Genomic DNA, 26971 nt, shown 5'->3' with positions numbered 1-26971 from the left:
CCGACCCAGGACAGGACCCCGTCATGACCGACCCCGAGCCCCAGCCGGAGTTCCGGCTCGCCTCCGTCTTCGACCACGCGGACCCGGTGACGGGTCCGGGCTTCGCCACGGACCACCCGGTGGTCGAGGACCCGGAGCTGCACGCCCTGCTGCTGGAGCGGCTGGCCGCCGGGACGCCCGTGCTCGCCACGCCGGTGCTGGCGGACGACGTGCTGACCCCCTCCCGGGTCGCGGAGGTGCCGCTCACCTTCCGTACGGACGGGCGGTGGGTGTGGACGGACACCGTCACGTACTACCTGGAGCGCTACGCGCTCGCCCCCGATCCCGAGCTGCTCGCGTACCTGAGCGACCCCGGTTACGCGGCCCCGGGCCTCCTCGGGCAGGACGTCGTCGAGCGGGCCGCCGCCTTCGTCCTGACCCCGGCGCCGGAGGGGACCGAGGTCCATCCGCTGAGCTGACCGGGGGCGGTGAACCACGGCGCGCCGCCGGTCCGTTCGTACGTGCGCGCAGGGTTCGCGACGACCGAGGGGACCGAAGGGAATGACGGTGGACGACAACGAGGTGCGGGCCGGGAACGCCGCCGGGCAGGCCGCGGCGGCCATCAGCCTGCCGGCGGTCGCCTGGCAGCAGGCGGGCGAGGGACCGGAGGGCAAGCCTGAAGGGACGCCCCGGGAAGAGTCCGAAGGCAAGCCGGCCGAAGGCGCCGTGGCGCCGGGACCGGCCCCGGAGGCCGCCGCCGAGCCCGAGCCCCCGGCCGCGCCCTCGGCCCTGCCCTCCGGCGCCGCCCCGGCCGTGCCCGCCACCGACGGCGAGGACGCACCGGAGAGCGCCCCCGGGAGCGGGACGCAGGGGACTCAGGCGGCCTCCGACGCGGACGCCCTCGCGGCGGAGGCCGCCGCGGCCGCCGCACCGGCGGTCCGGGCCGGGTCCCGGCCCGCCCGGCGGCTCTCGAAGCCGATGATCGCGGCGGCGGCCACCTCGGGCGTGGTCCTGATGGGCGTGCCGCTGCTGCTCTCGCAGCTCGGCGGCGGTTCCGGGCCGGGTCCCGTGCCGCCGCGGCCCACCGGGTACAACCAGGCCGACGGCGGTCCCGGCGGCTTCGTGCCGAGGGCCGACGCGCCGGAGAAGGGCTCCTCGCTGTCCGGCGCCGTCGCGCCGGAGGCCACGGCCGGTGCGGGGAAGGGCTCCTCGGCCGCCGGGAAGGGCCCCCTGTCCACGGGCATCGCCGGCATCGGCGCCGGGGTGGGCGCCGACATGGGCGCCGGGGTGGGCGCCGGGGTGGGCGTGGGGGTCCCCGCCGACCCGACGCCGGCCTCCTCCCGGGCGCCCGGCACCGGCCAGGGCGCCGCTCCCGCCGATGCCGGGCAGGCTCCGGGCCCGACCCCCGCCGCCCAGGTGCCCCCGGCCCCCGCGGCGAAGCAGCAGTACTCGGCCGTGGCGGGGCCGAACTGCGCGGGCACGGGCGCGAGTTTCACGTACAGCGGCTGGTACACGGACGGCAAGGAGGGCTGGCAGAAGTACGGCTCCGGCGGCTACGCGGGTAGCGGCTGCAACGGCGGCTTCCTCTCGCTGCCGATGTCCGGGAAGGCGGGCTCGGACGCCGGGAACGCGCTGCGCTGGACCTTCCGCACCGGCCCCGTCACCTCCGGCACCTGCCAGGTCTCGGTGCACATCCCCAGCAACACCGACATCAAGGCGGTCGGCGGCAAGCCGGCGTACTACACGGTGCACGCGGGTGCCACGGGGAACGACCCGATCCTGCGGTCCTTCAACGTCGACCAGCCGTCCCTGCGGGGCCAGTGGGTGAGCGCGGGCAGCGTCCGCATCACCGGCGGCGTGCTGACGGTGAAACTCCACGACCGGGGCCTGGACTGGTCCGGGTCGCGGAAGACCTACGCCCACCACGCGGGCGACGCCGCACGCGTCCAGTGCACCTCCGCCTGAGGCGGCCCGGCCGTCCGCCGGCCCGCTCCTGAGGCCCACGCTCCTGAGGCCCGTCCCCAGGGCCCACCACGAAGGGAACATCCACGCATGTCGCGCCATGTGCTGACCGTGAGCGCCGAGGCGCAGAGCGACCGCCCGTCCTCCGGCGGCCCCTACCGCACGATCGGGGCGGCCCTGGAGGCCGCGCGCAGCGGTGCGGTGATCTCGGTGCGTCCGGGCCGGTACGAGGAGAACCTGGTCATCACCAAGATGGTGACGATCACCGCCGAGGACCCGCACGGGACCGTGCGGATCGTGCCGCCCCGGGGGACGGTGGTGCAGGTGGTGGCCGAGGCGGTACAGCTGACGGGTCTGGTGCTCCAGGGGCAGGACGACGAGCTGCCCGCCGTGGACGTGCCGCGCGGGCAGGCGGCGTTCCAGGACTGCGAGGTGGTGGGCAACGCCTGGACGGCCGTGCTCACCCGGCAGCAGGGTTCGCTGGCGATGCGGGGCTGCCGGGTGACCAACCCCGGCGGCGCGGGGATCGTGGAGACGTCCACCGGCACCAGCGTGATCGACGGCTGTGTCGTGGAGCACCTGGGCACCTCGGCGGTGGTCATCGGCGAACGGGCCAACCCGATCTTCCGCAACTGCGTGCTGCGCGACGCCCGGGGCAACGGGGTGTGCGCCAACGGCGAGGGCCGGGGGCTGATCGAGGACTGCGAGATCTCGGCCACCGACAAGCCCGCCATCGCCCTGGAACAGAACAGCACCACCCGGGTGGTGCGGACCTCGGTGCGGGACTGCCTGCTGGGCGTGTACATCAGCTCCAAGGAGCGGGTGGTGCTGGAGGAGTGCTCGGTGTCCGCCACGAAGGTGCACGGCATCGCGCTCGCCGAGGGCACCGACCCGGTGCTGAGCCGCTGCCGGATCTCCCGGACGAAGGGCAACGGCATCCATGTGACGGGGCGTTCGCGCGGCGCCTTCGAGGAGTGCGAGGTCATCGCGGCCGAGGGCACCGGCATCTGGGTGGAGGAGTCCTCGGGCCCCTCGTTCAAGCGGTGCTCGGTGCGGGACGCGAAGGAGGCCGGGGTCCAGCTGACCGGGGACAGCGCGCCGGACTTCGACCGGCTGGAGGTGCGCGGCGGCGCGGCGGTGGGGGTGCGCGTGCTGGAGGGCGCGAACCCGATGCTGCGGCGGCTGAACGTGTCGGACGTGGCCGGGGCCGGGGTGGAGGTGACCCGGGGCGGCCGGGGCCGCGTGGAGGGTTCGGAGATCTCCGCCACCGGGCAGGCCGGGGTACGGATCGCCGACGGCGGTGACGTGTACGTCGGCACCACCACGGTCCGGGAGACCGGCGCGGCCGGTGTGTCGGTCGGCAGGGGCGGGGTGGCCACGCTGCGGGACTGTGAGATCACCGACTCGCCGCAGGAGGGCGTGCTCGTCGAGGACGGCGGGGAGCTGACCGCGGCCCGCACCCGGGCGCGGTCCTGCCGGCGGTACGGCTTCCGGGTCGCGGAGGGCGGGCGGGCCACGCTGAACCGGTGCGAGGCGGTGGACAACACCGGCGACGGCATCCGCGTCGACTCCACGGAGGCGGTACGGGTGCACGACTGCGCGGTCTCCGGGAACGGGGGCTCGGGGCTGCGCCGGCTCAAGCCGTCGGCGCGGCTCGCGGTGGAGAACCTGACGAGCGCGGAGAACGGCCTGCCGGACTCGTACGGGGAGATGGCCGCGGCGGGCGGCGGGCCGGGGGCGACGGCGGGCGGGCCGCGCGGGGAGGAGGCCCGCGAGGGCACGCCGGGCGGTTCCTGCGGCGGGGGTGCGCAGGCGGCGGCGCCCGCCGCGTCGCGCAAGCCGGACGGACCGCTGGAGGCGCTGAACGCGCTGGTCGGCCTGGACGGGGTGAAGGAGCAGGTCGCCACCCTGGTCAACCTCAACAAGCTGGCCAGACGCCGGGAGCTGGCGGGGATGCCCGCGCTGCCGATGAGCCGCCACCTGATCTTCGCGGGGCCGCCCGGTACCGGCAAGACGACGGTGGCCCGGCTCTACGGCTCGATCCTCGCCGAGCTGGACGTGCTGCCGTCGGGGCACCTGGTGGAGGTGGCGCGGGCGGACCTGGTGGCGTCGATCATCGGCGGGACGGCGATCAAGACGACGGAGGTGTTCCAGCGGGCGCTGGGCGGCGTGCTGTTCATCGACGAGGCGTACACGCTGTCGCAGGGGACCGGCGGCAGCGGGCCCGACTTCGGCCGGGAGGCCATCGACACGCTGGTGAAGCTGATGGAGGACCACCGCGAGGAGGTCGTGGTCATCGTGGCCGGGTACTCGCAGGAGATGCGGGGCTTCCTCGACTCCAACCCGGGTCTGGCGTCCCGGTTCAGCCGCACGGTGGAGTTCGAGAACTACGGGGACGACGAGCTGACCACGATCGTGGCGATGTCCGCCGCCTCGCACGGCTACCAGCTCGCCGACGGCACCCGCGAGGCGCTGACGCTGCACTTCGGGGCCATGACGAAGGGCGCCGACTTCGGCAACGGGCGGGCCGCGCGCAAGGTCTTCGAGGAGATGGTGGACCGGCAGGCGTCCCGGCTGGCCGCGCTGCCCGAGATCGCCAACACCGATCTGGCGCTGCTCAAGCCGCAGGACGTGGGGGCGACGGCCGCCGCGGCGGCCGCGGCCGCGGCGTCCGGCGAGCCGGTGGAGCGCAGGACGGAACTCCTCGACGAGCTGAGGGCGATGATCGGACTGCCCGCCGCCAAGGAGCAGGTCGAGGACCTGGTCAATCTGATCAAGCAGGTCAACCGGCGCAAGGAGGCCGGGCTCCCGACGGCCACGATCAGCCACCACGTGGTGTTCTCCGGCCCGCCCGGCACCGGCAAGACGACGGTGGCCCGGCTGTACGGGCAGCTGCTCGCCGAGCTCGGCGTGCTGCCGGGCGGCCAGCTGGTGGAGACGGCGCGGGCCGACCTGGTGGGCCGGTTCGTGGGCCACACCGCGCAGTTGACGAAGGACGCCTTCGACCGGGCGCGCGGCGGCGTGCTGTTCATCGACGAGGCGTACACGCTGACGCCGCGCGGCGGCACGGGCAACGACTTCGGGCAGGAGGCGGTGGACACCCTCATGAAGCTGATGGAGGACCACCGCGACGAGGTGGTGGTGATCGTCGCCGGGTACGCCGACGAGATGCGGGGCTTCCTGGACTCCAACCCGGGCCTGGCCTCCCGCTTCTCCCGCTCGGTCGTCTTCGATCACTACACCGACGAGGAACTGGTGCGGATCGTGCGGGCGTTGTCCGACAAGGCCGGTTACGTGTGCCCGCCCGAGACCCTGTCGGCGCTCGGCGAGCTGTTCGCGGCGGTGCCGCGCGACCGGAACTTCGGCAACGGCCGCTTCGCCCGCCAGGTCCTGGAGACGATGATCACCCGGCAGGCCGGCCGGCTCAGCAGGCTCGACGACGTCGACGACATGGCCGAGCTGAGCCTGCTGCTGCCGCAGGACGTGCCCTGGGACCGGGTGCCGGACGGTGTCGCGTGAGCCGGGGTGCGCGGGGCGGGGCGGCGGTCCTCGCGGCGGTCCTGCTGTGCGGGACCCTGACCTTGCTGCCGGGGAGCGCGGCGGCCGTGCCCGGCCCGGACGGCGGGACCGGCTCCCCCGGGACCGGGGCGGCGGGTACGGACCCCGCCTCGCTGCCCGCCGTCACGCAGCTGCTCTCCGACGACACCTGCCGCAAGGCGTCGGACCGGAAGGTCGCCGGACTGCCGTGGCCCCAGGCGCTGCTGCGCCCGGAGGCGGTCTGGCCGCTGTCCGAGGGGGCCGGGGTGACGGTGGCCGTGGTGGGTTCGGGGGTGGATGACACCGCCGGGCTGCTGGGCGACCGGCTGAAGCGGACGCCGCGCCGGTTCGACGCCGGCCCGGCCGCGGACTGCGCCGGTCACGGCACCTTCACGGCCGGTCTGATCGCGGCGGCCCGCACCCCGGGGGCGGGCTTCGCGGGGATCGCGCCCCGGGCGCAGATCCTCGACGTCCCGGTCACCGACCGCCGGGGGAACACCACCCCTGAGCTTCTCGCCCAGGGCATCCGGGAGGCGGTCGGCGGCGGCGCCCGGGTGATCGCCGTGGTGGCGGTGACGGGTTCGGACAGCCCGGCACTGAGGAGCGCCGTGCAGTACGCGGTCGCCGAGGGCGCGGTCGTGATCGCCCCGGCCGCACCGGACGGGGCGAAGGACGTGGCGTACCCGGCGGCGCACCCGCAGGTGGTGTCGGTGGCGGCGACCGGCCCCGGCGGGAAGGTGTCCGGGCAGACCCCCGAGGGCCGGGTGGACCTGACGGCGCCCGGAGAGGCGGTGACGGGCCCCGGGCCGGGCGGCCGGGGCAGTTTCACGGCCTCCGGGCCGAGTTACGCGACCGCGCTGGTGGCCGGGACGGCGGCCCTCGTCCTGGGCCGCCGGCCGGAGCTGGGCGTCCGGGCCCTGGTCCACCGGCTCCGTTCCACCACGTCGGGACCGGGCGAACCGGTGCCGGACCAGGTGCGGGGGTACGGCTCCGTCGACCCGATCGCCGCCGTCACGGCCGTGCTCCCCGAGGAGCGGCCCGGCGCGGCGGCCCCGGGCGGGCGGGCGGCGGCGCCCGGGGTGGCGATGGCGCCCGCGCCGGGTCCGTCCGCCGCCGGGTCCGCCTGGTGGGTGGCGGCGGGTTCCCTGGCGGTGCTGGCGGGGGTGGCGGGGGCCGCCGCCGTGGTGCCGCGAGGCCGCCGACGGCAGTGGCGGCCGGGCGACTACCGTGCTCCGGAAGCAGTGAGGGGGAGCGGCCCGGACCCGGTCTGAGGGTGTTGCAGAAGGATCGGCCCGGGCGGGGTCGTGCGGCCCGGGCCGAGGCAGGCGCCGTCCGCGATCACCGCCGTTCCCGCCGCCCGGGCGGGAAGGCCGCCACGCCGGCTCAGCCCGTAACACCCCACCCGTACAGGCAGAATGCCCCGGGCCGAGCCTTCTGCGACACCCTTGGGCGGCGCGTCACCGGACGAGCCGCGATCACACCCGGGCGTTAGCGAAGCGTTAGCCAAGGCTGCCAAGGTCGTCCCCGACCAGTCCGACGTGCCCGGAGCCGTCGGTCGATCGATGCCGCCGTCCGCCGCCCCAGAGTCGTCGACGCGCGGCGGGGGAGGAACGACCAGGGTGAGAACGCACGAACACGCCGTCGGCGGCACGGTCCGCGAGGGGACGGGACCGGGCGTCCGCGCGCAGGCGCGGCCCCGCCCCACCATGGACCGTGACACCCTGGCGGAGCTCCACCGGCTGCACGCCTCCGCCCTGTTGCGTTCCCTGCTCCGCCTGACCAGCGGGGACCGGGGCAAGGCTGAGGACATGCTCCAGGAGACGTTCCTGCGCGCCTGGCAGAATCCGCAGGCGCTGACCCGGGGCCCGGAGCACGGCCGCCCCTGGCTCTTCACGGTCGCCCGCCGGATCTCCATCGACCACTTCCGGGCGCAGTGCGCCCGGGCGAAGGAGCTGGGCGACGGGACGCCGGAGGACCGCGCGGCCCCGGACGACCCGTACGAGGAGGTCGTGACCGCGCACGCCGTCGACGACGCGCTCGCCGAACTGCCCGAGCACCACCGGGAGGTGCTGGTGGAACTGCACCTCAACGACCGCTCGACCATGGACGCGGCCGCGGTGCTCGGGATCCCGCCGGGCACCGTCAAGTCCCGCAACTTCTACGCGGTACGGGCGCTGCGCCCCGTCCTGGAGCGGCACGGTCTCGCCCCGGCGTGAGGGCCCGGTGCGCGCCGTCTGAACCGGCCGCACCCGCCGGGCCGTTCCTCCGGGCGACCGACGAAAGGGGGCCGAGGTGGTCACCGTCGTAGCCAGGAACGACATGGACGCGCCCGAGCACTGGACGGACGCGCCCGACTACAGCCCCGAGCGCTGGCGCACGAGGCGGAGCGAAGTCCCGCCGGAGCCGGCCGCCGAAGCCGTACCGGCGGAGCCCGCGCCCGTGGAGCCCGCGCCTGTGAAGCCCCCGCCCGTGGAGCCCCCGCCCGTGGAGCCCGTATCCGCCGGTCCCGTACCCGTGAGCGCCGCCCCGGCGGAGCCCGTACCGGTGGCGGTGGCTCCGGAGCCGGCTCGGGAGCACCCGCCGGAGACCGGGGCGGGGACCGAGGTGGAGGCCGAGGTGGAGGCCGAGGTGGAGGCCGAGGTGGAGGCCGAGGTGGAGGCCGAGGCCGAGGTGGAGGCCGCGGACCCGCTCCCGCCGGTCCCGGCCGGTCCGGCGGAGCCCGTGGCGCAGGCGCGGCCGGCCCGGCGTGCTCCTCGTTCGCTCTTGCGGATCGGGCGGCGCGGGGTGCCGGGCGGTGTCCCCGACGCCCTCCGGGTCCCGCTGCTGCGCAGCCACCGGATCGCGGTGATCGGCCTGAACGGCGGGGCCGGGAAGACGACCACCGTCCTGGCGCTCGGCGCGGTGCTGGCGCGGGAGCGGGCCGACCGGGTCGTCGCGGTGGACGCGAGCCCCGACTCGGGCGCCCTGGGCCGCCGGGTGCAGCGGCAGTCCGGCGCCACCGTGCGCGACCTGGTGGCCGCGCTCCCCCGGCTGCGCACCTACATGGACATCCGGGCGTTCACCTCGCAGACCCCCAGCGGCCTGGAGGTCGTGGCGCACGACCCGGACCCGGCGGACCCACGGACGTTCGGCGAGCGGGACTACCGGCAGGTCGTCGACCTGCTCAGCGGCCAGTACCCGATCGTCCTCACCGACTCCGGGACCGGCATGCCGCACGACACCCTGCGCGCGGTCCTGGAGCTGTCGGACCAGCTGGTCGTCGCCACCACGCCGGGCGTGGACGGCATGAGCGGCGCCGGTCTCGTCTTCGACCGGCTGACCGCCCTCGGCCACGAGGAGAAGGCGCGCCAGGCGGTGATGGTCGTCTCCGGCGTGCGGTCGTCCTCGGGGCGGCTGGTCCGGACGGACGAGGCTGTGGCCCACTTCCGGCAGCGCTGCCGGGCCGTGGTGACCGTCCCGTACGACCGCCAGCTGGCCCGGGGTGGCGAGGTCGACCCGGCGCGGATGCGGGGCCGGACCCGGGCCGCGTACGACGAACTGGCGGCGCTCGTCGCCCAGAACTTCCCCCGCGGCTGACGCCGCCCTCCGCCTCACCCGTCCCGAGAACACTGGAGAGCACCCATGGCCTGGTACGAGGGCCCCTGCCGGATCACCGTCATCGGTCTCGACGCCGACTGGCCGCAGCGCGCGCTGGTCACCGTGTCCGGCGCGCGCGGGGCGCGGATCGAGGTCCCCGGCGAGGTGGGGACGGTCCGGCACGTGGACGCGCCGAGCTGGCACCTGGAGGTGGAACACCAGCACGAGGGCCGGTGGCGGCCCAACGTCCGCGCGGTCAGGAGCCGCTGGGAGACAGTGGGCGGCGTCCGTACGCAGACGATCACCAGCAAGGACGTGGACTGGCCGGGAGGCAACCAGCACGAGCGCAATCTGGTGCTGCGCCTGGAGCGCGTCGGCGAGGAGGCCGAGCGCCCGCGCGAGACGGTCCGGGAGGCGCCGGCCCGGACCACCACACAGTCGACGGCGGACACCCCCGCCCGCCGTACGGCCGCCGGCCCCGCCTCCGTCCCCACCCGGTCCTCCTCGGGCGGCTCCGTCTTCGGTACCCCGCCCTCGACCTCCGGGAGCGCGACATCGACGAGCAGCAGCAGCCCCTGGTAGGGGCTGGGCCTCCCGCTGACAACGTAGGGAAGTTCGACCGACCCCTGAATTCCGTCGGCCGTGAGCTCGATCTGGACGGCGAGCCAGGTATCGACGCGCCTGGAGCTGGTCGGCGCGCTCGGAGAGCCGGGCCGCTTCGCGCTGTTCGGCATCCCGGGCGCCGGCGGCCACGACTTCGGCGGCGAGGTCCTCCTGGACGACCGCGTCGTCGTCCCTGGCGGCAATGATCGCGGCGGCATGGAAGGGCGATACAGCAACCTGGATGTCGCGCATCCGGCCCGTGTCAGAGCCGCCCGAGCCGAACCCGAAGTAGGCGGTGATCGAGATGACGAGCCCCGCCGAACTGGCTGCGCGCGGCCTCGCCCGTGCTCTGACCTGCGGTTGCCACTCGGCTTCCGTCTCCTTCTCCAGGGCTCCTGGAGGGTCTTGGTGGTCACCACCGACGGGCCGTCGGTACGGACCAGGTACTCGAACTCGGAGTCCACGGGTCCGGCCCGGTCGCCGCCGGACTCCCAGGACTTGATCAGTCGTCCCAGCGCGTCGTGCCCGGGGTTTCGTGCTGTCGGCGCCCGTACAGCGGGTGTACTGCTGGGGGCCTCTAGTGCTGTGACCGGAAAGGTTTGCCGGTAGGCCCGCGGCGTCCGGTGCGGTGGATCGCAAGGCGGAGGGTCACGGCTTGTACTGGACGTACTTGCGTGGTCCGACAACGCGGCGAGGCGCCGTGCCGGGCGTCGCGGGCCGGTGAACCTTTCCGGTCACAGCACTAGGCGTTCCCGGGGACCGTCGGCAGGAGGGGCTCGGGGTACTTGGCCGGCTTCCCGGGCGGTCCGTCCGTCATGCCGCAGTACGCGCTGCGATGATTCACGCCGGGGGCAGCTCCGCAGGTCAGGTGTGAACCACGGGGCTGTCGCAGCTGTGCGTGTCACGGCCGGGCGGGTCCGGCTGTTGCGGTCGGCGAGGCCCGGCGGGGGGAGGCGCGGCGCGGCCGGGGCGGGCCCCTCTCAGGTTTCAGCGATGCCCAAGGCCGGTACCACCGGGCTGTCACGGGACGAGTCCCCCGAGCCGCTCCACACCGGTGAGGGCAGCACGTCGGACACCGGCAGCATCATCCCGTTCAGGCTGGCGCGACCGTAACGCGGAGAGCAAGGTCCCTGCCGGACCTCTCCGGCAGGGACCTTGCTCGCGCATCTACCATCTCCAGTCGGTCAGCAGGCCACTTCACCACCTGCGCCGTGCGGCAGCCCGCGGGGAGCAGGCCGGCCCGCAGGCTGCCCGGCCCCGCGCGACGCGGCCGCCGGCCTCACTGGCTCACTGGCTCACAGGGAGGGCCCGGGGATGGTGCGGGTGGTGCCGTCGGTGAAGGTGAGGGTGGCCGTGTCGAGAACGCCGCCCTTGTCCTCGGGGGAGCCGGGCCACCAGGCAGTCCAGCGGCCGTTCTCCACGATGACCTCGAAGGTGCGGCCCTGGGCCGTCATGGTGACTGACCTGACGTCGGACCCGGCCAAGCCGGTGGCCTGGTTGAAGATGTCCGGGTCGGCGCCGATGGCACTGCCCGTTTCGTAGGTGATCACATCGGGCGCGACGGGCTTCGTGTCGCCGATCTGCATCCAGGTGACGCCGTTCTCCGGGGCGACGTAGCAGAGCACGTTGGTGCCGCCACGCCTGATGACCATGGAGGTGACCTTGCCGCGGAGGTCCGCGTTGGTGATCGTGGCGGGGCCGTCGTCGCCATCCATCGTGTCCAGGCACCGTTTCAGAGTAGCGGCGCCCGAGCCCTTAGAGGTGTCCACATGAGTCGGGCTGGCGGTCCAGCTGGCGAGCGCGCTGGAGTTCAACGGCTTACTGCCGGCCTGCTCGTGGAGCGGGACGTCGACCACGGTCGCCCGCTCGTAGAGCGGGACGCCGACCACGGCCGCACCCGCCGCGAGGGCGCCGACGAGCGTGAAGGCCAGTCGTCGTCGCAGCCGCGGCCGGGCAGGCTGCCTGGTGGGCGAGGTGGCGGGGGTGTCGAGGTCGATCTGGCGCATCAGAAGCTCCCGATGTAGGGCGTGGCGTCCTGGCGGAAGGTCGCGCTTGGCCGGCAGGGGCAGTCGCCCGAGCGGTTCGGCGCGTTCGACCGGTTCCGGCCGCTGGTCGGCGTTCACTGGTGTACCTCCTTGGGGGACAGACCCGCGGTCGCGGGTCCACTCTTCATCTGGTGTGCGGTGCGGTTGAGTTCCCCTTCTTCTTGCGGGCCCCGACGGGCGGCCGCCTCGGTGAGGTGGCGCAGCTTGGCACGGGCGCGGGAGAGCCGGGAACGGACGGTGCCCACCGGCACACCGAGCGCCTCGGCGGCCTCCTGGTAGTCCAGGCCCGCCCATACGCACAGGGCCAGCACCTCACGGTCCGGTCGCCGCAACCGCGCCAACGCCCCCTGCAGGGCGGCGATCCGCGCCGCGTCGTCGATCCGCCCGGCCGCCTCCTCCGCGAAGTCGGGAACCTCCTCGGGCACCGGTGGCAGCTGGGCCAGCACCTGCCGGTGCCGTCGGGCGGCCCGGCGCTGGTTGCTGACCAGGTTGGTCGCGATGCCCAGCAGCCACGGCCGCAACGACCCGCCCTCCACGCTGACCCGGCCGTGCTGGCGCCAGGCCTCCAGGAAGGTCAACGACATCACGTCCTCCGCCACCGACCAGTCCCAGGTGAGCCGGTACGCGTGGTTGTACACCGAGCGCGCGTACGCGTCGAAGAGCTGCCCGAACACGTCCCGGTCACCGGCCCGCACCCGCAGCCTCATCTCTGGATCCGAATAGTCCATGTCCCTTTCTCTGGTACGACGCCCCGGCGAGTTCCCGTGACACACGTCACACCGCTGAGAGTCGGCGCCCAGCACACTCCGTCAAAGGTCGTGGAAGCAGGAGAAGGCGGTACGGGCCGTCCCAGAACCATCCAACTCCCCGTCCCGTACGGCGGACACCCGGGAACAGGACGAACGGTGATCCGGAAGGGACGAGGCCGCAGACACCGCCTCCGGGTACACCGAAGACCGGCGTACGAGACGGTGGCGGGGGTCCGTAGGGCCGGCATCGGAACGGGTGCCAGGTGGTCGGCACGGGCCGTCGGTGACAAGCCGTCTCGAACCGGAGACCGGTCGGCCGGTGTCGCGCCGGAGGCTCCTTCCCCGGCCGCAGGACCGCCACGACCTCCCCAGGGGGATTCACCCGTATAGGTGGTTTGGCCACGGGCACTATCGCGGGTGCGCGGCACGGTAGGCACGATACGCGTCCCTGCAATCCCTACCGGCTGAAGAGGAAAACCCGTGAACTGGACCGACGAACTTCTCGCTGTCATCGGACACATCGTGCCGATCATTGCCCCCATCATCACCAGTTTGCCGTGAGAACGGTGTCACCCGCGGCAGACGCACCCCCGGACCATTCCGTACAGCCCGGCCGGTACCGGGTCAATCGTGCCGATGTGGACCCCCGCTACCCGGAGGGTGGCGGGGGATATATGGCGGGGGATATGCGGCACAAGGCGTGATACTGGCGGATTCTCCCCCGCGCCGTCACCCCGCCCGGAACTCCTGCCCCGCAGGGCGGCATCGCCCCCGGTCGGCACATCGCCCCGGTCGGCTCCCGGCCGCGGAAAGACCGGTGGTGCCTGTGGTGACCCGGCAATCAGCCGCCTTTGAGCAAGTGCAGGAAATGTTCCGCGATCTCAAGGAGCTCATCGATGATGCCCCTCACAGGGGTCAGCCCTTTCTGCTGCGGGAAAGCGGACACAGCACACTCTCCGCACGGACGCAGGGCCCACCCCGGCCCAGAATCACCCACACGAGTGAATCAGGCGCCGCGTCGACCCAGCGGTTGCCCCTGAACCGGACGCCCTGGTTCACCACAACCGGCCGCCGTCCGGGACAACCGCCACCGCGGGACAGCTGCATCGCCTTCGGTCCGCCCGCCGGCCCGCCGGGCAGGGCAGTACCGGAGTCTCCACACCCCGGCGCATACGGGACTCTCCGGGACGGAACGGGCGGGCACCGGGGGAAGGTGAGGGGGGTGGTCAGGCGGGGACGAAGGTGAAGGTGTCGTTGCGGTCCCCGCTGCCGGGGGGATTGCAGGCGAGCTGGATGATGTGGGCGCCGTCGGCCGTCGTGGCGTCGTAGGTGTGGAGGCAGAGGACGTTGGGGTTGAAGGTGGGAGTGATCTGCGATCCGCTCCAGGGGTGGTAGGTGAGAAGGTCGAAGACTTCGTTCGGCCGGTTCTGGCAGCGGTACTGGGTGATCCGCGCCCATGGATTCCATTTGTTCCGCTCGACGTTCCAGCACTTGCCGGCGTCGGTGACGAAGCGGAGGTGCGGCTTCTGGTCCTGGTCGTGGATCCTCTGGACGGTGACGCGCTGGGAGGGGCGGCCGTCGCAGGTCTGCTGCACGATCAGGACGTCGTCGGCGGTGCTGTCGCCCTGAGGGGCGAGGCACTTCCCGGAGTGGAGCGCGCGGATGGTGTGGACGCCGGGCTCCACCACCGCCGCGGCAGGAGCGGCAGGCCGTACGGGGGCCGCCATGGGGGTGGCGCCGGCGGCGGAGGCGGTGCCCAGTCCGAGGGCGGCGAGGGCGATCAGGACCAGACCGCGCGCGGCGGGTCCGGAGGTACGTGAAAGAGGCATGGGCAAACACACTCCATCAGGTCATGGGGGGGGGAGGGAAGGAATCCGTGCGGGCCGCCCCGGGACTGCTCAACGCCCCGTCCGGCACAGCGGGTACGGCGGGTATCCGGAAGTATGACCACCGGGAACACCGAGGCCATGAAGCCACAGGCATCCATCCGGGTGCACCGCAGACACGCCTACGAAACTGCACCGGTATCCGCAGAACCCGGATGCGGATCCGCAGACGCGAGAGGACAACGGCAGCCCCCACCCCAGCCTGCCTGACCGGACCAGCGGCCCCGGCAGCACTGGTGACCCTGGCGGTGCGCCACCAACACAAACAGCGGCTGGAACAGCTCACCGAACACCAGCGGACGGTCCTGCGGGAAGCGGGAGTCGAACGGGCCTGACAGCTTTCCCTCGCCGGCCCGCCATCGGGGGTCTGTTGTCGAGCGGGGAACTTCCCTGCAGAAGAGCAAACGTAACCGGCCAAGCATCGGCCCGGGCATCAGGGCCTCAGCAGTCCGCCCACCCACCAGTCGTGCGGCTTGCCATCGTTGGCGATGCTGCGATGGCGCAGTGTCCCTTCGACGGTGAAGCCGAGTTTCTGGGCGACGGCACGCGAGCCGGTGTTCCCGGCCATGGCCCACCACTCGATGCGGTGGACGTCGAGGGTGGCCCAGCCCCAGTCGCACAGGGCCCGGGCGGCCTCGACCGAGTATCCGCGTCCGCGCTGTTCCTTGACCGCCCAGTAACCGAGCTCCCAGACGCCGCGGCTGATGAGGGTCAGGCAGTACGAGCCGACCAGGACGCCGGTGTCCTTGCGGAACGCGCCGAGGGTGTAGTCCCTGTCCTCGGCCCACTGGACGGGCAGCTTCTCACCGACGAGCTCCTCCGCGTCCGCACGCCGGTACGGCACCGGCACCGGGGTGCAGAACTGGATGTCCTCGTCCTGGCAGGCTTCGTACACCGCGTCCACGTCGGCAGCTGTGAAGGCCCGCAGCACCAGACGGCCGGTCTCAAGAGTCACTGGATCCATCGCGACAGCATGACCACCATCGGCAGGCGGCGACCAGCGAATATCCCGACCGGGCACCGCCCATCACAACACCTCCGGGCTGGTCATCGGGTCGCACACCCCAGATCAGCTGCCCCCGGGACGGAGCTGCACCCGCCATCCATCGCGGACCGAACCGTAAGAACAGCCGTTTGGCGACGGGTTTCGGTGGCGGTTGTTGATCAACCAGCTCGTGGAGGGTGAGGAGAAATGACGGCACTGGGAGGCCCCGGCTTGGCTCTGGGCTCTGCCGTCAGGGGCGTCCTCGGCCTGCCTGGGCTCGTCGGCATGCAGGTGGCTGTCGCGCCGCGAGACTTAAACGTATGCACTTCAACTGAGTTGCGATCCATACGATCCAGAGTTAGGGTGGAGCAATGGCAGGCGATAGCGATGACACGCACACCGAAGAGGCCGACTGCGACCTGGGGTGGTCGATAGGGATGCTCACACGTCACTACAAGGCGCGGGTGGAGCCGTGTACCGCCGGTCTTCCGCGCGGTGACCGCGGGTACCAGCTGCTCTACACCGTGGTGCGCAAAGACATACCCAACCAGTCACAGCTGGCCGGGTACCTGGGAATCGACCGGTCGGTACTGCCGTACGTGATCGATGACCTGGTCGAGGCGGGGCTGGTCGAGCGGCAGCCGGACCCGGCGGACCGGCGGGCCCGGAAAGTCGTGGCCACCGCACTGGGCATCGAGACCTTCCAGAAGCTGCAGAACAAGATGACCTCGGCCGAAGAAGCGGTGCTGACCGCCCTGGAGCCTGCCGAGCAAGAGCAGTTCCGGTCGCTGCTGTCCCGCCTGGCCCGCCAGGCAAGGGACGAGGCCCGTCGCAGCGGCCGGACCGCGTCCGTAGAAGAACTCTGAGAGCGAGGCCGTCATGGCCGCCAGGACCAACCGCATTCTGATCATCGTCACCAGCGTCGGCGAGTACGAGAAGGTCGGCTACCGCACTGGGCTGTGGCTGGGTGAGCTGACCCATTTCTACGATGTCGCCGAACAGGCCGGCTTCGAGCTGACGGTCGCCAGCATCGACGGGGGCCACGTCCCGATCGACCCGGAGAGCCTGGCCCACACCGTGCTCGGCGAGCTGGGCACCGGCAAGCGCTACGCCGACCGGGAGTTCATGAACAAGCTGGAGAACACCACGTCAGTGGCTGAAGTCGACGTGGAGGACTACGACGCGATCTACCTCACCGGCGGACACGGCGTGATGTTCGACTTCCACCAGAGCAAGACGCTCGAAACCCTGATCGCCCGCTTCTACGAGACCGACCGGATCGTCTCGGCGGTCTGCCACGGACCGTGCGGCCTGCTCGACGTCACCCTCAGTAACGGGGAAGCCCTGGTGAAGGGCAAGAACGTCACCGGATTCTCCTGGCACGAGGAGGAGCTCGCCCAGCGCGCGGACGCGGTCCCCTACAGCCTCCAGGACGAGCTCAAGAAGCTCGGGGCGTCGTACAGCACGGCCGACAAGCCCTTCGACACCTACGTCGTCGAGGACGGCCGCCTGATCACCGGACAGAACCCCGGCAGCGCCAAGGCGGTCGCCGACGCGGTCGTCAAGCACCTCAGCTGAGACCAGCCCCGGCCCGCCCTCCAGAAGCCTCCCGGCGATATGCGTCCGGGAGGCTTCCGGGGGTTGACCCCGGTGATCCCCGGCTGCCCACGCTCCGACGAGGCGGTCCCAGCGGCGGACGTTCATCTCCCGGTGGGTGAGGACGCGCTTGTTGCGCTGGGGGACCTGCGACTGGTCGAGCGGGTGGATCTCGATGCGGGTACCACGGCCGTCACGGTTGAGGCGTTCGAGGAGATGCGCGGCGACGTTCTGGCGGCGTACGGCCCGGTAGGCGCGTTCGATCTTCTCCCGGCTCGCCCGCGACGGCTGCTGCTTGCCCTCGCGCCAGGCTTTGAGCGAACCTGAACACCCATCACCCCGCTCTGACCAGCTGATCAGCACCTCCCGCACACCGGGGGAACCTCAACCGGACAGCACGCTCCCGGTGACGCGCCTGTCACGGGCACTCTGCTGCTCTTCCTGGCCTCATGGCTGATCGGCCTTTCTGCCCCATGCCCCATGCCCCATGCCCCGGGAAACCCTGCCGCCCGTTCAGGACATGGCGGTGGCCCGGGACGCGCGCTCGCGTCCCGGGCCACATGCTTCACAGGTCAGGAAGTGCGGGCCGCGCGGGGGCGGTGCTTGTCCTTGTCCTTGGCGTCGACGGTGCCCTTGGTGGTGCAGCGGGCGTCGGTGCCGCGGGCGGCTTCACTGCCGTTTGCGGGGCAGTTGCTGCCGGGGGTGTCGGAGACCACGGTGTTGAGGAGTCTGAGGTCACCGAAGGGGCGGGCGTTGGTGGTGATGGAGAAGGTGATGGTCGCGGTCTGTCCGGGGGCGAGTGCGCCGGACCATTCCAGGACCGGTTCGCTGTAGGAGACGTCGCCGCGGGTGGCGAGGGCGTCATTGTTGTAGCGGGCGTCGTCGAGGAGTTCGGTGAGGTCGTCGGTGAAGGAGGCGGGGTTGGCCTCGGTGTAGGCGGCGGTCCCGGTGTTCTTCACCGTGATCGTGTATTCGACCTCTTCGCCGGCCTTGACGGTCGCGGCGCCCTTCTGCTTCTTGGTGATCTCCAGTTTGGAGATCTTGGTGGTGGTGGTGCTGGTGTTGTTGCCGGGGGTGGGGTCGGGGTCGTCGCCGTCGACGGTCGCGGTGTTCACGATCGACGTCGCACTCGCCGCCGCCGTGCCGGTGAGGGTGATGTCGGTGCTGGCGCCGTCGGCCAGGGGCCCGCCGGTGCAGGTGAGGGTGCCGCCCGCTACCGTGCAGCCGGCCGTGGTGGTGGCGGCGCCGTTCAGGTCGGCGGGGATGGGGTCGGTGAGGGTCCAGCCGGTGGAGTTGGCGGGACCGTTGTTGGAGACGGTGATGGTGTACGAGACGTTGCCGCCGGCGGTGACGTTGGCGGGACCGGTCTTGGTGACGGCGAGGTCGGCCTGGGTGGGCCGGTAGGGGATGGTGACGGTGTTGCTGGTGCCGGTGATGGTCCGGCCGCTGGGGGCGGTGGTGGAGGCGGTGGCGGTGTCGACGATCTCGCCCGCCGTCACGTCCGCGGCGGTGGTGGTGTAGGTGGCGGTGCAGTCCACCGAGGCGTTCGGGGCCAGCGGGCCGGGCGGGCAGGTGACCGCCGGACTACCGGGACCGTCGTCCTGAACACTCAGGCCGGTGAGCGGTACGGCGCCGGTGTTGGTGACGGTGTACGTGTAGTGGATCGTCTGCCCGGCGGCGGTGAACTCGGTCTCGGTGGAGTCCTTCACGACGGAGAGGGCGGCGAGGGGGGTGTTGACCTCGTTGCTGGTAGCTGTCGCGGGCTGTCCGCCAGGGTCGTTGCCGGTGGCGGTTGCCTGGTCGGGGATGTTCTTGGCCGTGACGTCGACGGCGGCGGTGGTGTAGGTGCCCTGGCAGGTGGTCATCGCTCCGGGGGCCAGGGTGGTGTTCGCGCAGGCCGAGACGTTGACCGCCGGGGTGAGATCGTCGACGCTCACGCCGGTCAGCGTGACGCCGCCGGTGTTGGTGACGGTGTACGTGTAGTGGATGGTCTGGCCGGCGGCGGTGAACTCCTGCTCGGTGGCTGCCTTGCCGATGGTCAGCGCGCGCGGCATGACGGTGACCTGGTTGCTGCCCGCGGTCACCGCCTCACCGCCGGCGTCGGTCGCCGTGAGGGTCGCCGTGTTGGTGATCTGACCGGCGGTGACGTCCGCGGCGGTCGCCGTATAGGTGGCGGTGCAGTCCACCGAGGCTCCCCCGGCCAGCGGTCCCGCCGGACAGGTCACGGTCGGGGTGCCGGGGCCGGTGTCGGTGACCTGGATGTTGGTCAGCGGCTGGGTCGCGTTGTTCGTCACCGTGTAGGTGTAGTGCAGGGTCTGCCCGGCGACGTACGACGCCTCGGTCACCGCTTTGGTGATGGAGGGGGCGGAGCCGACGGTGAGCGTGGCGTCCGCCGGCGGGTTGAGACCGGTCACGGTCGTCTGGCCGGGCCCGTTCACATAGCTGCCGGAGGCGGTGGAAGTCACGTTGACCGTGACCGTGCACGATGCCTGGCCGGCGGCCAGTGCGCCGCCGGTGAGGGAGAACGACGTGCCGCCCCCGGTCGCGGCGACCGTGCCCGCGCCGCAGGTGGTGGCCGCGTTCGGAGTGGCCGCGATCGTCACCCCGGCGGGCAGGGCGTCGGTGAGGCCGAAGCCGGTCTTGGAGGCGAGATCGGTGGTGTTGGTGACGGTGAGCGTGAGGGTGGAGACCCCGCCCGTGGTGATCGTCGGCGGGGCGAACGACTTGTCCAGCTGCGGTGTCACATCGAGGATGCGGATGTTGTCGAACGCGTGGTCGTTGCCGTCGCCGCTGCCCTGGCCGTTGATCATCTTCAGGCCCAGTGACGCCCCGGTGAACAGCACCGATCCGTTGCTCGGGAACGACCCGGCCTGGACCAGGCCCCCGGCGAAGTTCTGTGTTCTCGGGTCGGTGCACGGATTGATCGGCGAGCTGAAGGTCGGAATGTCCGGCCCGCCGCCCGTGAGATAGAACTTGAGCAACGGCGCCGAGACCGCGCAGTTGACCGCTGCGGCATCGACCGAGAACGTGATGAATCGCCCGGTCATGGGAATGGCGATGGGGTTCACCGTCTGGAACTCGACCTTGTCCGCACCCGGATTCGCGCCGTCCGTGTACGCGGACACCGCGTGGTTGGTCCCGGGCGTCGCCGCGCCGTTCACCTGTCCCAGGATGCCCGCCAGCGCCCTGAGGTTGCCCATGGCGAGAGCGCTCTCGGCCAGGCAGTCGGGCTGATTCGCCCCCGACTGGTCGAGGATGATGCCGTTGCAGCGGGCCGGGTTCAGCCACACCGGGTCGGCGGTGTACGTCTCGTTCTGCGGTGGCGCCCCGACGTAGGCGGGCAGCAGGATCGGTGTCGCACCCGTACTGTTCTCGAAATCCTCGGCGTAGACCACGGTCGGCGCCTGCGGTACCCCCGGAGTCCCGGGGACCGTTCTGACCTCAGCCGCCTTGGCTGTCGCGGGTGCGGCGGGCAGGGCCATGGCCAGGCCCACGGCCTGAGCAGCCAGAACAGCAGCAGCGCAGACGGCAACGCTCAGCCGCCGTCTGCCGGAAGAGCCATGCATCAGTTCCCTCACTCCACTCACAGGACCGCCCCCAACAGCGCTTGGTAACACGAACGGACAACCGTTCACCGGACAGACGTCACACCACCGGTGCACGCCACCCGGACGCCCCGGAAACCGACCCGCACAGCCCAACAGAACCCACCCGCCCACCCGAACGACGGCGGAACCGCACTCACCCCGCCGGCCCGGCCTCATTCCCGAACCGGACACACCCCGGCCGAGAGCGATGGGAAGACGAAGGTGGCGCGGTCGAGTCACGGTCTGGTGCTGAGCGCGAAAGGGCCGATCGCTGACCGCCGATCGGATGCCCCTCCTCCCGACGCGCGGCCGGAGGCAGGTCCGGGGTCAGTCGCCGGTGAACACGAACGCCACCGGCACATAACCCCACGGCCCGTCGCCGGGTGGATCCGCGAGCACAGCCGGAAGTCGTGGACCGCCGCTCCCCGGGCCGCCTTCTCCTTGTTCGCGTCGGCCTTCGGCGCCAGGAGCTCGAACCAGTCGGTGTAGCGGCGCAGCTTGTCCACCAGTTCGTCGACGGGCTCGGTGACGCGGTCGGCCTCCAGGAGCATCGCGGGCACTTCGGCGTCCGGAACGCGCATCGTCAGGTCGGCGTACTGGTTGTAGCCGTACGGGAGGTGGTGGGCGATCTCGGTCTGCCGGGACAGCGGGGTACCGTACTCGGCCCCGGTGAGCACGGCCGCGGTCGAGGTGACGGCGGCGGCGTGCTCGTCGTAGCCGTCGTTCTTCACCGGCCGGCCCTTGGCGTCAAGGCGGAGCTTGCGCAGCGCGGAGATCCGTACCGTCTTCGGCAGCAGCAGCTTGGCTTCCCGGTGGCCGGTTTCGGTGAGCACCCACAGCTGGTGGCCGGACTCCAGTCGCGTCTCCACCCGGACCAGGCCCGATTCCTTCAACGCGTTCAGGGTGTCCCTGGTGATCCGGTCGTGCCGGTCGTGCCGGTCGGCGGGGCGCAGCATCCGCCAGAGCTGATCGGCGGTAGCCCGCTGGAAGATCCCCCAGAGCCCTCAGCACTTCCTTCCGTCGCACTCCCGTCGGCTTCCAGGCCCTGGGGGTTTGACGAGGAGGGTTGTCGAACGCGCCGCAGGGCCTTGACTTCTGGGGCTGACCTGCGGATACGTGTCCGGCGGGCGAAGTGGTCGTGGAGGGGGTGATGGAGGGGCCCGTGGAGGGGGCCTGTGGAACCCTGGTCGACCTCCTCGGAAGGCCGGCGGTCGTGGGCGGCACGGTGCTCGTGGGCGGGGCCGGGGTCGGGGCCGGGGTCGGGCGGGAGATCGGCGGGCACGGTGTCCTCGTTCCTCCGGCCTCGCGGCCGGGTCGGCGATCGTCCGGCCCGCGCGCGGATCTGCGTGCGGGCCGGAGCCACCGTGAGAAGTCACCCCTTGACCGCGGTCTGGCTGCCATCGCCGACAGGTGTCCGTTCTCGCCTTGACTGCCCCTTGACCGGGTGGGTTTGTCCGTGGCCGACGCCACACCCGTCCGGCCGGAGTTCAGCGTGCGGGGGCCGCGCTGCCGGTCCAGCGGCCCCCGCGTCCGCCGAACCTGTCCCCTGACGGGCTGGCCGTTCCCGCACGCGGACCACACAGGAGGACCTGGGCTGGTTCGACTTCAGGCAGTGTCCCGGATCGGAGGACTTGCGCCGTGAACTGGCAACGGCTTTAGGGGAGTTGGCCGGGCGGGAGTGGAAGGCGGCGGCGACCTTGCAGAGTCGGGCCAAGCCGATGCGGCACTCCTGCGTGCCCGGCGCCTTCCCCACGAACGGCGGGCGGCGGAAGAACTCACTCAGCCGAGCGTCAACACGACCCTCGGGAGACACCAGAATCGGCTGCCGCTGCCGGATCCCCAACCGCCGCTCACGCTCTTCCAGATCGGCCGCTTCCCCGATCGCAAGGTCCGCGACCCCGCTGCCCCTGTCCGTCCAGAACAGCTGCCACTCATCAACCACAAGGACGCTCCGCAATCACAACACAACCTGCTGTAACACGCGGAACGTACACGGAATTCTCGGGTCCCCGACCTGCCCCAAGGACACGGGGGGGCCGGGGAGATCAGCCCGCCGGGACGGCGACGAGGAGGTCGCCGACCGTGCCGTCGGCGTCGGGGCGGTAGTACTCGCGGATGGCCACGTCCCAGGCGCCGGAGGCGACGCGGTCCTCCTCATCGGGGCCGAGGGCGTCGAAGAGCGCCTGGATGTTGGCCGGGACGAAGCCGATCGCGAGCATCAGCGCGACGAATTCCGCCCGCCCCACCCGACCGTCCCCCCGCAGATCGCCGACGGTGGACAGGGTGCCGGCGAACTCCGCGGCGGCTCCGTCGAACCGCTCGGGTGCCAGTACACAGGCCACGTACTCCTCGAAGTCGACCTTGCCGTCGCCGTCCGTGTCCAGCTCGCCGACCAGCGTGTCCCAGTACCGCCGGAACGCCGCCGTCATCGCCTCCCGCGCCGCCGGCTCCGCACCCGGGACGGCGTTTCGCACCCGGTCCGCCATCAGGTCGAAGTCCGCTGCTTCCAGGACCCCGTTGCCGTTGGCGTCGAAGAGGGTGAAGACGAGCCGGACCCGGTCGAGGGCTTCCGTCCGCATGGTTGGTGCCGCCTTTCATGAAGCCGACACGCCAGGGAGTGGCGTGTCGTGGAGCTGCGTTTCCCCACTGTGGCTCCACGACACGCACGTTGTTCGCGGTCTGCACCCCGATTCACCGGATCGGGTGAACGCGGGGCACAAGGCACCGAACGGCGCGCCGGGGTTCGTCGCCGCCCTCCGCCGCGCGCAGATGCCGACCCGCAGAAAGGGGCCGAAGCGCGTGCACGGCGCCGCGCTGCCCGGTTCGTCCCACAGTCCCCGGCCACCGACAGACCGCTGCGCCCACCGAGGGGGTGGGGACCCCGCAGGGCAGTGGGTCAGTCTTCCAGGGCCGCTTGGACCACTGTCTCGGGCCGCTGCCACTTCGGCCAGGACGTCACCGCTTCCAGGCGTCCGACCGCCCACCACAGCCAGTCGGTGTCGCCGAGCCGGTGTGGCTCGCCCGCGTCGACCGTGTACTTCATCATCCCGGCCAACAGCATGACGTGCGTGGGCTTGTACCAGTGGGCGTGCCGGTCGAAGGTCAGGTCGTGGTCCTCGTACGGGTGACGCAGGGTCATCCTGAGGTTGCCGCCGAAGCGTCCCTTGAAGGGGCCGGGGAGGCCACCGAGGATTCCCATCACCCCGACCTCACCCGCATAGCCCATGGTGGAGGACGTCTGACCTATGTAGACGCAGATCCCCATCATGACCCTGGACCAGGGGATCAGATCACCCTCTGTACCGCCCGTGTGCCGGACCATTCCTTCGGTCCGGAACTCCACCCAGGACCCGCCCGGGCGGCGGGAGTCTCCCATTCCGCAGCGCCCGTCCACCAGTTCCAGCGGTCCGTAGATCATCTTCTTCGCATCCCCCATAAGCTCATTGGATCACATGGTGTTTCAAGAGCCCCCCGTCGGCATCGGCCAGGAGCCCGAGCCCGCTGCCAGGCCCGGCAGCACCTCGGGCTGGACGGCCCACCAGAACCCGGCATGGGGCGGGTGCCGGCCCACCGAGCCTGAGCCGGCGCCCTGCCGCCCGCGCGCCGTTGTCGACGCGCGGGCGGGGGGTCGCGGGTGGCTGCCGGGCGGGTCCTACGTCCGTCGGCCGGAAGCCCTGGAGCCACGGGCGAGCCGACGGTGCAGGGCGCCGGGGCCAGGCCCTGATGGAGTCCTCCGGCTGGACCGTGTACGAGCCCGAGCGGGACATCGAGGGCACTGCCCGGGTGAAGGAGAGAGAAGCCCGCCGGGCGGGATACATCGCGCGCCATACCGCGCACCAGGATCAGCTGCGCGAGGCGAGGGACGAACTGCGGGCAAGATCCCTCCCTTCAAGGCCTTCAAGACCTTCAAGACCTTCAAGATCGTTTCAGGGCTTAGGCTCGACCAGGTTTGCACGGCGACTGCCGGCAGGCCGCCCTGTGGCACGTTCGGATATGCGGCGATTCAACGGAGATGACGATGACTCGATCACGGCGACTTGAAGTCAGCAAGACGATCTCGCTGGGCCAGAACAGCCCGGCAGCGCTGGACACGCTCCGCAGCACCGGCCGGTGCGAGTGGACGCTGGCCGAGGCGGAGTTCGATGCAGACCATCCCGGCCACTACGACCGGAGGATCACGGACGTCAGCCTCGCCCTGGCCGGCATACTCGGCTCCGCGCAGACGAAGATGACCCTGAAACTGCTCAGCAGCAAAATCCGGATGGACACCTCATTGCAGCCCTCCTACCGCCAGCGGGAGCTCCACTGCGAGAGCACGGTTTCGGAGCGCACGGTAGACGGAACAGCAGATGGGGACGGGAACGGCTTCCCGTTCGGGGTGAACGATGACTACGCGTACGCCGCGTTCGAGGGAGCGGGAGTGATCAGCTCCTGGCACCTCTCCGTGGCGGGCGCCGACCTGCCAGATCTCATCGATCTGATCATCGGCCTGAGGTACACCGCGGTGGAAGGCGGCACGGAGTTCACCGATGCCGTCGAGCGAACCCTCGAATAGCCCTTCCCCGGGCGCAGAAACCGATCATCGGGGCAGGCGGTCAGTGAGCCCGTTCGCCCACTCCCCCGATGCCCTTATCGCCGCCCCCTTCCCGCGCGCATCCGCCTGGCCTGTCACGTCCTCCAGCCGATCGCCCGTGGATTCGCGGACGCCGGGTCAGTCGGACGGGCCCGGTGCCCAATCCGGTGCCGGGCACCGCTGGCGCGGCGTATGAGGGTGGGCGTCGGCCCAGTGATGCACGTCGTCACCCCGCCACTCCACCCAGGCCGGATCATCCAGAACCATCTCCGTCGCGGGTGGAGAACGCCAGGCCCAGGAACAGGCCCAGGACTTCGTCCCGGCCATGCCGGTGCACACTCACCCGCCGACCCGACAGCGACAGGCGGTGCACGACGACCGGCGCGCTCTCGATACCCTCCGGCCTGCGCGCATCGAGGGTCCGGGGACAGAGCGCAGCAGCGCCGGGCGGGTTCGGTGTTCCGTGCCGATGCCCTGGTACCCGGGTCCGAGGCCGCGCCGTCTCGGGCGGGGCCGGGACGGCGTCCCGGGGTCGGGCTGCTGTCCGGTGCGCGGCACGGACACCGCCGGCTCCTCTCCCCCGGTATCGGAGCCGGGGTCGACGGGGAGACCGAGCCGACGGCGTACGTCAGCGGTGGCCGCCACCAGGCGGCAAGAGTCTCGGCGGTCTCCGGGCTGACCCGGACAGCGCGGCGGTAAGGCCGTCGATCGCGTCCAGGGCATCCTCCGCCGCACGGGTGCTCCGCACCCGGCGGATCTCCTCCTCCGAGGGGGCGGCCCCGGCACGGGCCCACTCGTCGGCTCCGGCGCGGGTCGACCGGTGTGAGCACTCCGAGCCGGTCCTCGATCGCCTCGGCCGCTGCCGGACACAGGTCCTCCCGGAGCGCGCGCCCGACGATCCGCACCCCGGACGGCAGCCCGTCGGCCATCCCGGTCGGCACGGCCACCCCGGCACGCCCACGAAGCTGGTCACGGTGCACAGGCGCGTTCCCGACCCGACGCGATCCCGCCCGGCCCGGTCGCGCGACTCCAGCCCCGGCTCGACGGGCGGTTCGGTGAACGAAGGGCCGAGCAGGAGCGGGTACTCGTGGAGGAATTCGGTCCAGGAGCGGCGGAGCGGCGGATGTTCATCCAGGTGCCCATGAGCTTCATGAATTCGTCCGCACTCGTGGGCGGGGTCCGCTCCATCGTCATCTCGATGAAGCGGTCCCCACCCTCGCCGAGGAGCCCCCGCACCACCGGCCAGGAGGGGGGTGTCCCTCCCGGTGCCGCCATTCCCGCCGCGTCCGGAACATCGGGTACCGACGGCTGTCCGCTGATGCACCTGTCCTGAGACAACCCTCCTGAACCTCGGCATGATCCCGGATCGAAAGACCGTCCGGGACCGCGCTGGCTCCCTCTCCCCCCCCGTTATCTTTTTCGCGGTCCTGCAATGGGGCCGCTGGCCTCCGGGCCCGGCATGACTGTGTCCTCTCTGTCGAACGGATGATCTGGGGGGGGTGTCACCGGGCCTGTGGGGTGCCGTCGGAGACGCTGATGAGAGACCCGGCCACCGCCCGGTCCGGCGCAATGCCGGGCAGAACGCGGGCGGCAGGTCTGCATAACGTGGATGCGCGAGAACGGTGCCATCGCCGAGGCCGGCACGGTCAACGACCTGGAGAGGGTGCGATGTTCGCCATCGAAGCACCACCAACCGCGCCCCCAGCACGGTCAGCCGCTTCACCGTCGTTCCGTTCAGGCGAGCCCTCATGAGGGCAGAGTGACGGACGACGACTTCCTGTGCGTTCCCGGCCCACGGGATCGCCAGGGTGATTGCTGCCGCTGTTCAGCCGAACGCAGCCGCGCCGCTCCCGGACATTTCTCCTGTTTGTCCGATCGTGTGTCGCATTGCTC

At 71.8% G+C, this 26971-nt stretch carries 18 protein-coding genes and 2 pseudogenes; 10 read left to right on the top strand and 10 right to left on the bottom strand.

Annotated elements, in window-relative coordinates:
• Positions 1 to 23 precede the first annotated feature (23 nt).
• The 7 genes from ACIA5F_RS24380 to ACIA5F_RS24350 all read left to right on the top strand — a co-directional run bounded on the left by ACIA5F_RS24380 (position 24) and on the right by ACIA5F_RS24350 (position 9636).
• Positions 24 to 458: a hypothetical protein gene (locus tag ACIA5F_RS24380; RefSeq protein WP_399356359.1), complete on the top strand. Its 435-nt coding sequence runs from the start codon at positions 24 to 26 to the stop codon at positions 456 to 458.
• Between the two features lie 88 nt (positions 459 to 546).
• The gene (locus tag ACIA5F_RS24375) at positions 547 to 1944 is read left to right on the top strand and encodes a hypothetical protein (protein WP_399356357.1); all 1398 of its coding nucleotides are present in this window, start codon (positions 547 to 549) and stop codon (positions 1942 to 1944) included.
• Positions 1945 to 2031: 87 nt separating this feature from the next.
• Positions 2032 to 5460, top strand: a complete 3429-nt coding sequence (locus ACIA5F_RS24370; RefSeq protein WP_399356355.1) for a right-handed parallel beta-helix repeat-containing protein — start codon at positions 2032 to 2034, stop codon at positions 5458 to 5460.
• Positions 5457 to 6749, top strand: a complete 1293-nt coding sequence (locus ACIA5F_RS24365; RefSeq protein WP_399356353.1) for a S8 family serine peptidase — start codon at positions 5457 to 5459, stop codon at positions 6747 to 6749. The genes ACIA5F_RS24370 and ACIA5F_RS24365 overlap by 4 nt, the downstream gene beginning before the upstream one ends.
• Before the next feature lie 348 nt (positions 6750 to 7097).
• A complete protein-coding gene (locus ACIA5F_RS24360) occupies positions 7098 to 7694 on the top strand; it encodes a sigma-70 family RNA polymerase sigma factor (RefSeq protein ID WP_399356351.1) in 597 nt (198 codons plus the stop codon).
• A 76-nt stretch (positions 7695 to 7770) separates the two neighbouring features.
• Entirely contained in the window at positions 7771 to 9054 is a 1284-nt protein-coding gene (locus ACIA5F_RS24355; protein ID WP_399356349.1) for a MinD/ParA family protein, read from the top strand.
• A gap of 45 nt (positions 9055 to 9099) precedes the next feature.
• Complete coding sequence (locus ACIA5F_RS24350; protein ID WP_399356347.1) at positions 9100 to 9636, top strand: hypothetical protein; 537 nt, start codon at positions 9100 to 9102, stop codon at positions 9634 to 9636.
• Positions 9637 to 10952: 1316 nt separating this feature from the next.
• On the opposite strand, the gene ACIA5F_RS24345 is transcribed toward ACIA5F_RS24350, so the two are convergent.
• From ACIA5F_RS24345 to ACIA5F_RS24330, 4 genes are all read right to left on the bottom strand, one after another.
• Positions 10953 to 11663 carry a hypothetical protein gene (locus ACIA5F_RS24345; protein ID WP_399356345.1) on the bottom strand — a complete coding sequence of 237 codons (711 nt, stop codon included), beginning with the start codon at positions 11661 to 11663 and terminating at the stop codon, positions 10953 to 10955.
• Between the two features lie 113 nt (positions 11664 to 11776).
• Complete coding sequence (locus ACIA5F_RS24340) at positions 11777 to 12409, bottom strand: RNA polymerase sigma factor (RefSeq protein ID WP_399356431.1); 633 nt, start codon at positions 12407 to 12409, stop codon at positions 11777 to 11779.
• Between the two features lie 1268 nt (positions 12410 to 13677).
• Complete coding sequence (locus tag ACIA5F_RS24335; protein WP_399356343.1) at positions 13678 to 14280, bottom strand: RICIN domain-containing protein; 603 nt, start codon at positions 14278 to 14280, stop codon at positions 13678 to 13680.
• 490 nt (positions 14281 to 14770) lie between these two features.
• A complete protein-coding gene (locus tag ACIA5F_RS24330) occupies positions 14771 to 15301 on the bottom strand; it encodes a GNAT family N-acetyltransferase (protein ID WP_399356341.1) in 531 nt (176 codons plus the stop codon).
• A 392-nt stretch (positions 15302 to 15693) separates the two neighbouring features.
• On the opposite strand from ACIA5F_RS24330, the gene ACIA5F_RS24325 reads away from it, so the two are divergent.
• Entirely contained in the window at positions 15694 to 16188 is a 495-nt protein-coding gene (locus ACIA5F_RS24325; protein ID WP_399356339.1) for a MarR family winged helix-turn-helix transcriptional regulator, read from the top strand.
• Positions 16189 to 16201: 13 nt separating this feature from the next.
• Positions 16202 to 16900, top strand: a complete 699-nt coding sequence (locus tag ACIA5F_RS24320) for a type 1 glutamine amidotransferase domain-containing protein (protein ID WP_399356337.1) — start codon at positions 16202 to 16204, stop codon at positions 16898 to 16900.
• Positions 16901 to 16966: 66 nt separating this feature from the next.
• Here ACIA5F_RS24320 and ACIA5F_RS24315 read toward each other — a convergent pair.
• The 5 genes and pseudogenes from ACIA5F_RS24315 to ACIA5F_RS24295 form a co-directional block, all read right to left on the bottom strand.
• Positions 16967 to 17239: pseudogene (locus tag ACIA5F_RS24315) on the bottom strand (transcriptional regulator); the annotation flags it as partial.
• 251 nt (positions 17240 to 17490) lie between these two features.
• Positions 17491 to 20484 carry a hypothetical protein gene (locus ACIA5F_RS24310; protein ID WP_399356335.1) on the bottom strand — a complete coding sequence of 998 codons (2994 nt, stop codon included), beginning with the start codon at positions 20482 to 20484 and terminating at the stop codon, positions 17491 to 17493.
• Positions 20485 to 20741: 257 nt separating this feature from the next.
• The gene (locus ACIA5F_RS24305; RefSeq protein ID WP_399356333.1) at positions 20742 to 21461 is read right to left on the bottom strand and encodes a replication-relaxation family protein; all 720 of its coding nucleotides are present in this window, start codon (positions 21459 to 21461) and stop codon (positions 20742 to 20744) included.
• A gap of 1089 nt (positions 21462 to 22550) precedes the next feature.
• Positions 22551 to 23084 carry an EF-hand domain-containing protein gene (locus ACIA5F_RS24300; protein WP_399356331.1) on the bottom strand — a complete coding sequence of 178 codons (534 nt, stop codon included), beginning with the start codon at positions 23082 to 23084 and terminating at the stop codon, positions 22551 to 22553.
• A gap of 317 nt (positions 23085 to 23401) precedes the next feature.
• Positions 23402 to 23941, bottom strand: coding sequence for a hypothetical protein (locus ACIA5F_RS24295; protein WP_399356329.1), 540 nt, complete (start codon positions 23939 to 23941; stop codon positions 23402 to 23404).
• Positions 23942 to 24523: 582 nt separating this feature from the next.
• On the opposite strand from ACIA5F_RS24295, the gene ACIA5F_RS24290 reads away from it, so the two are divergent.
• Positions 24524 to 25060 carry a hypothetical protein gene (locus ACIA5F_RS24290; RefSeq protein ID WP_399356327.1) on the top strand — a complete coding sequence of 179 codons (537 nt, stop codon included), beginning with the start codon at positions 24524 to 24526 and terminating at the stop codon, positions 25058 to 25060.
• Between the two features lie 824 nt (positions 25061 to 25884).
• Here ACIA5F_RS24290 and ACIA5F_RS24285 read toward each other — a convergent pair.
• A pseudogene (locus ACIA5F_RS24285) lies at positions 25885 to 26329 on the bottom strand (amidase family protein); the annotation flags it as partial.
• Positions 26330 to 26971: the final 642 nt, after the last annotated feature.

The sequence above is a fragment of the Streptomyces sp. NPDC051567 genome, assembly GCF_044454165.1.
Lineage (GTDB): Bacteria > Actinomycetota > Actinomycetes > Streptomycetales > Streptomycetaceae > Streptomyces.
This window is presented reverse-complemented; position numbering and strand designations above follow the sequence as displayed.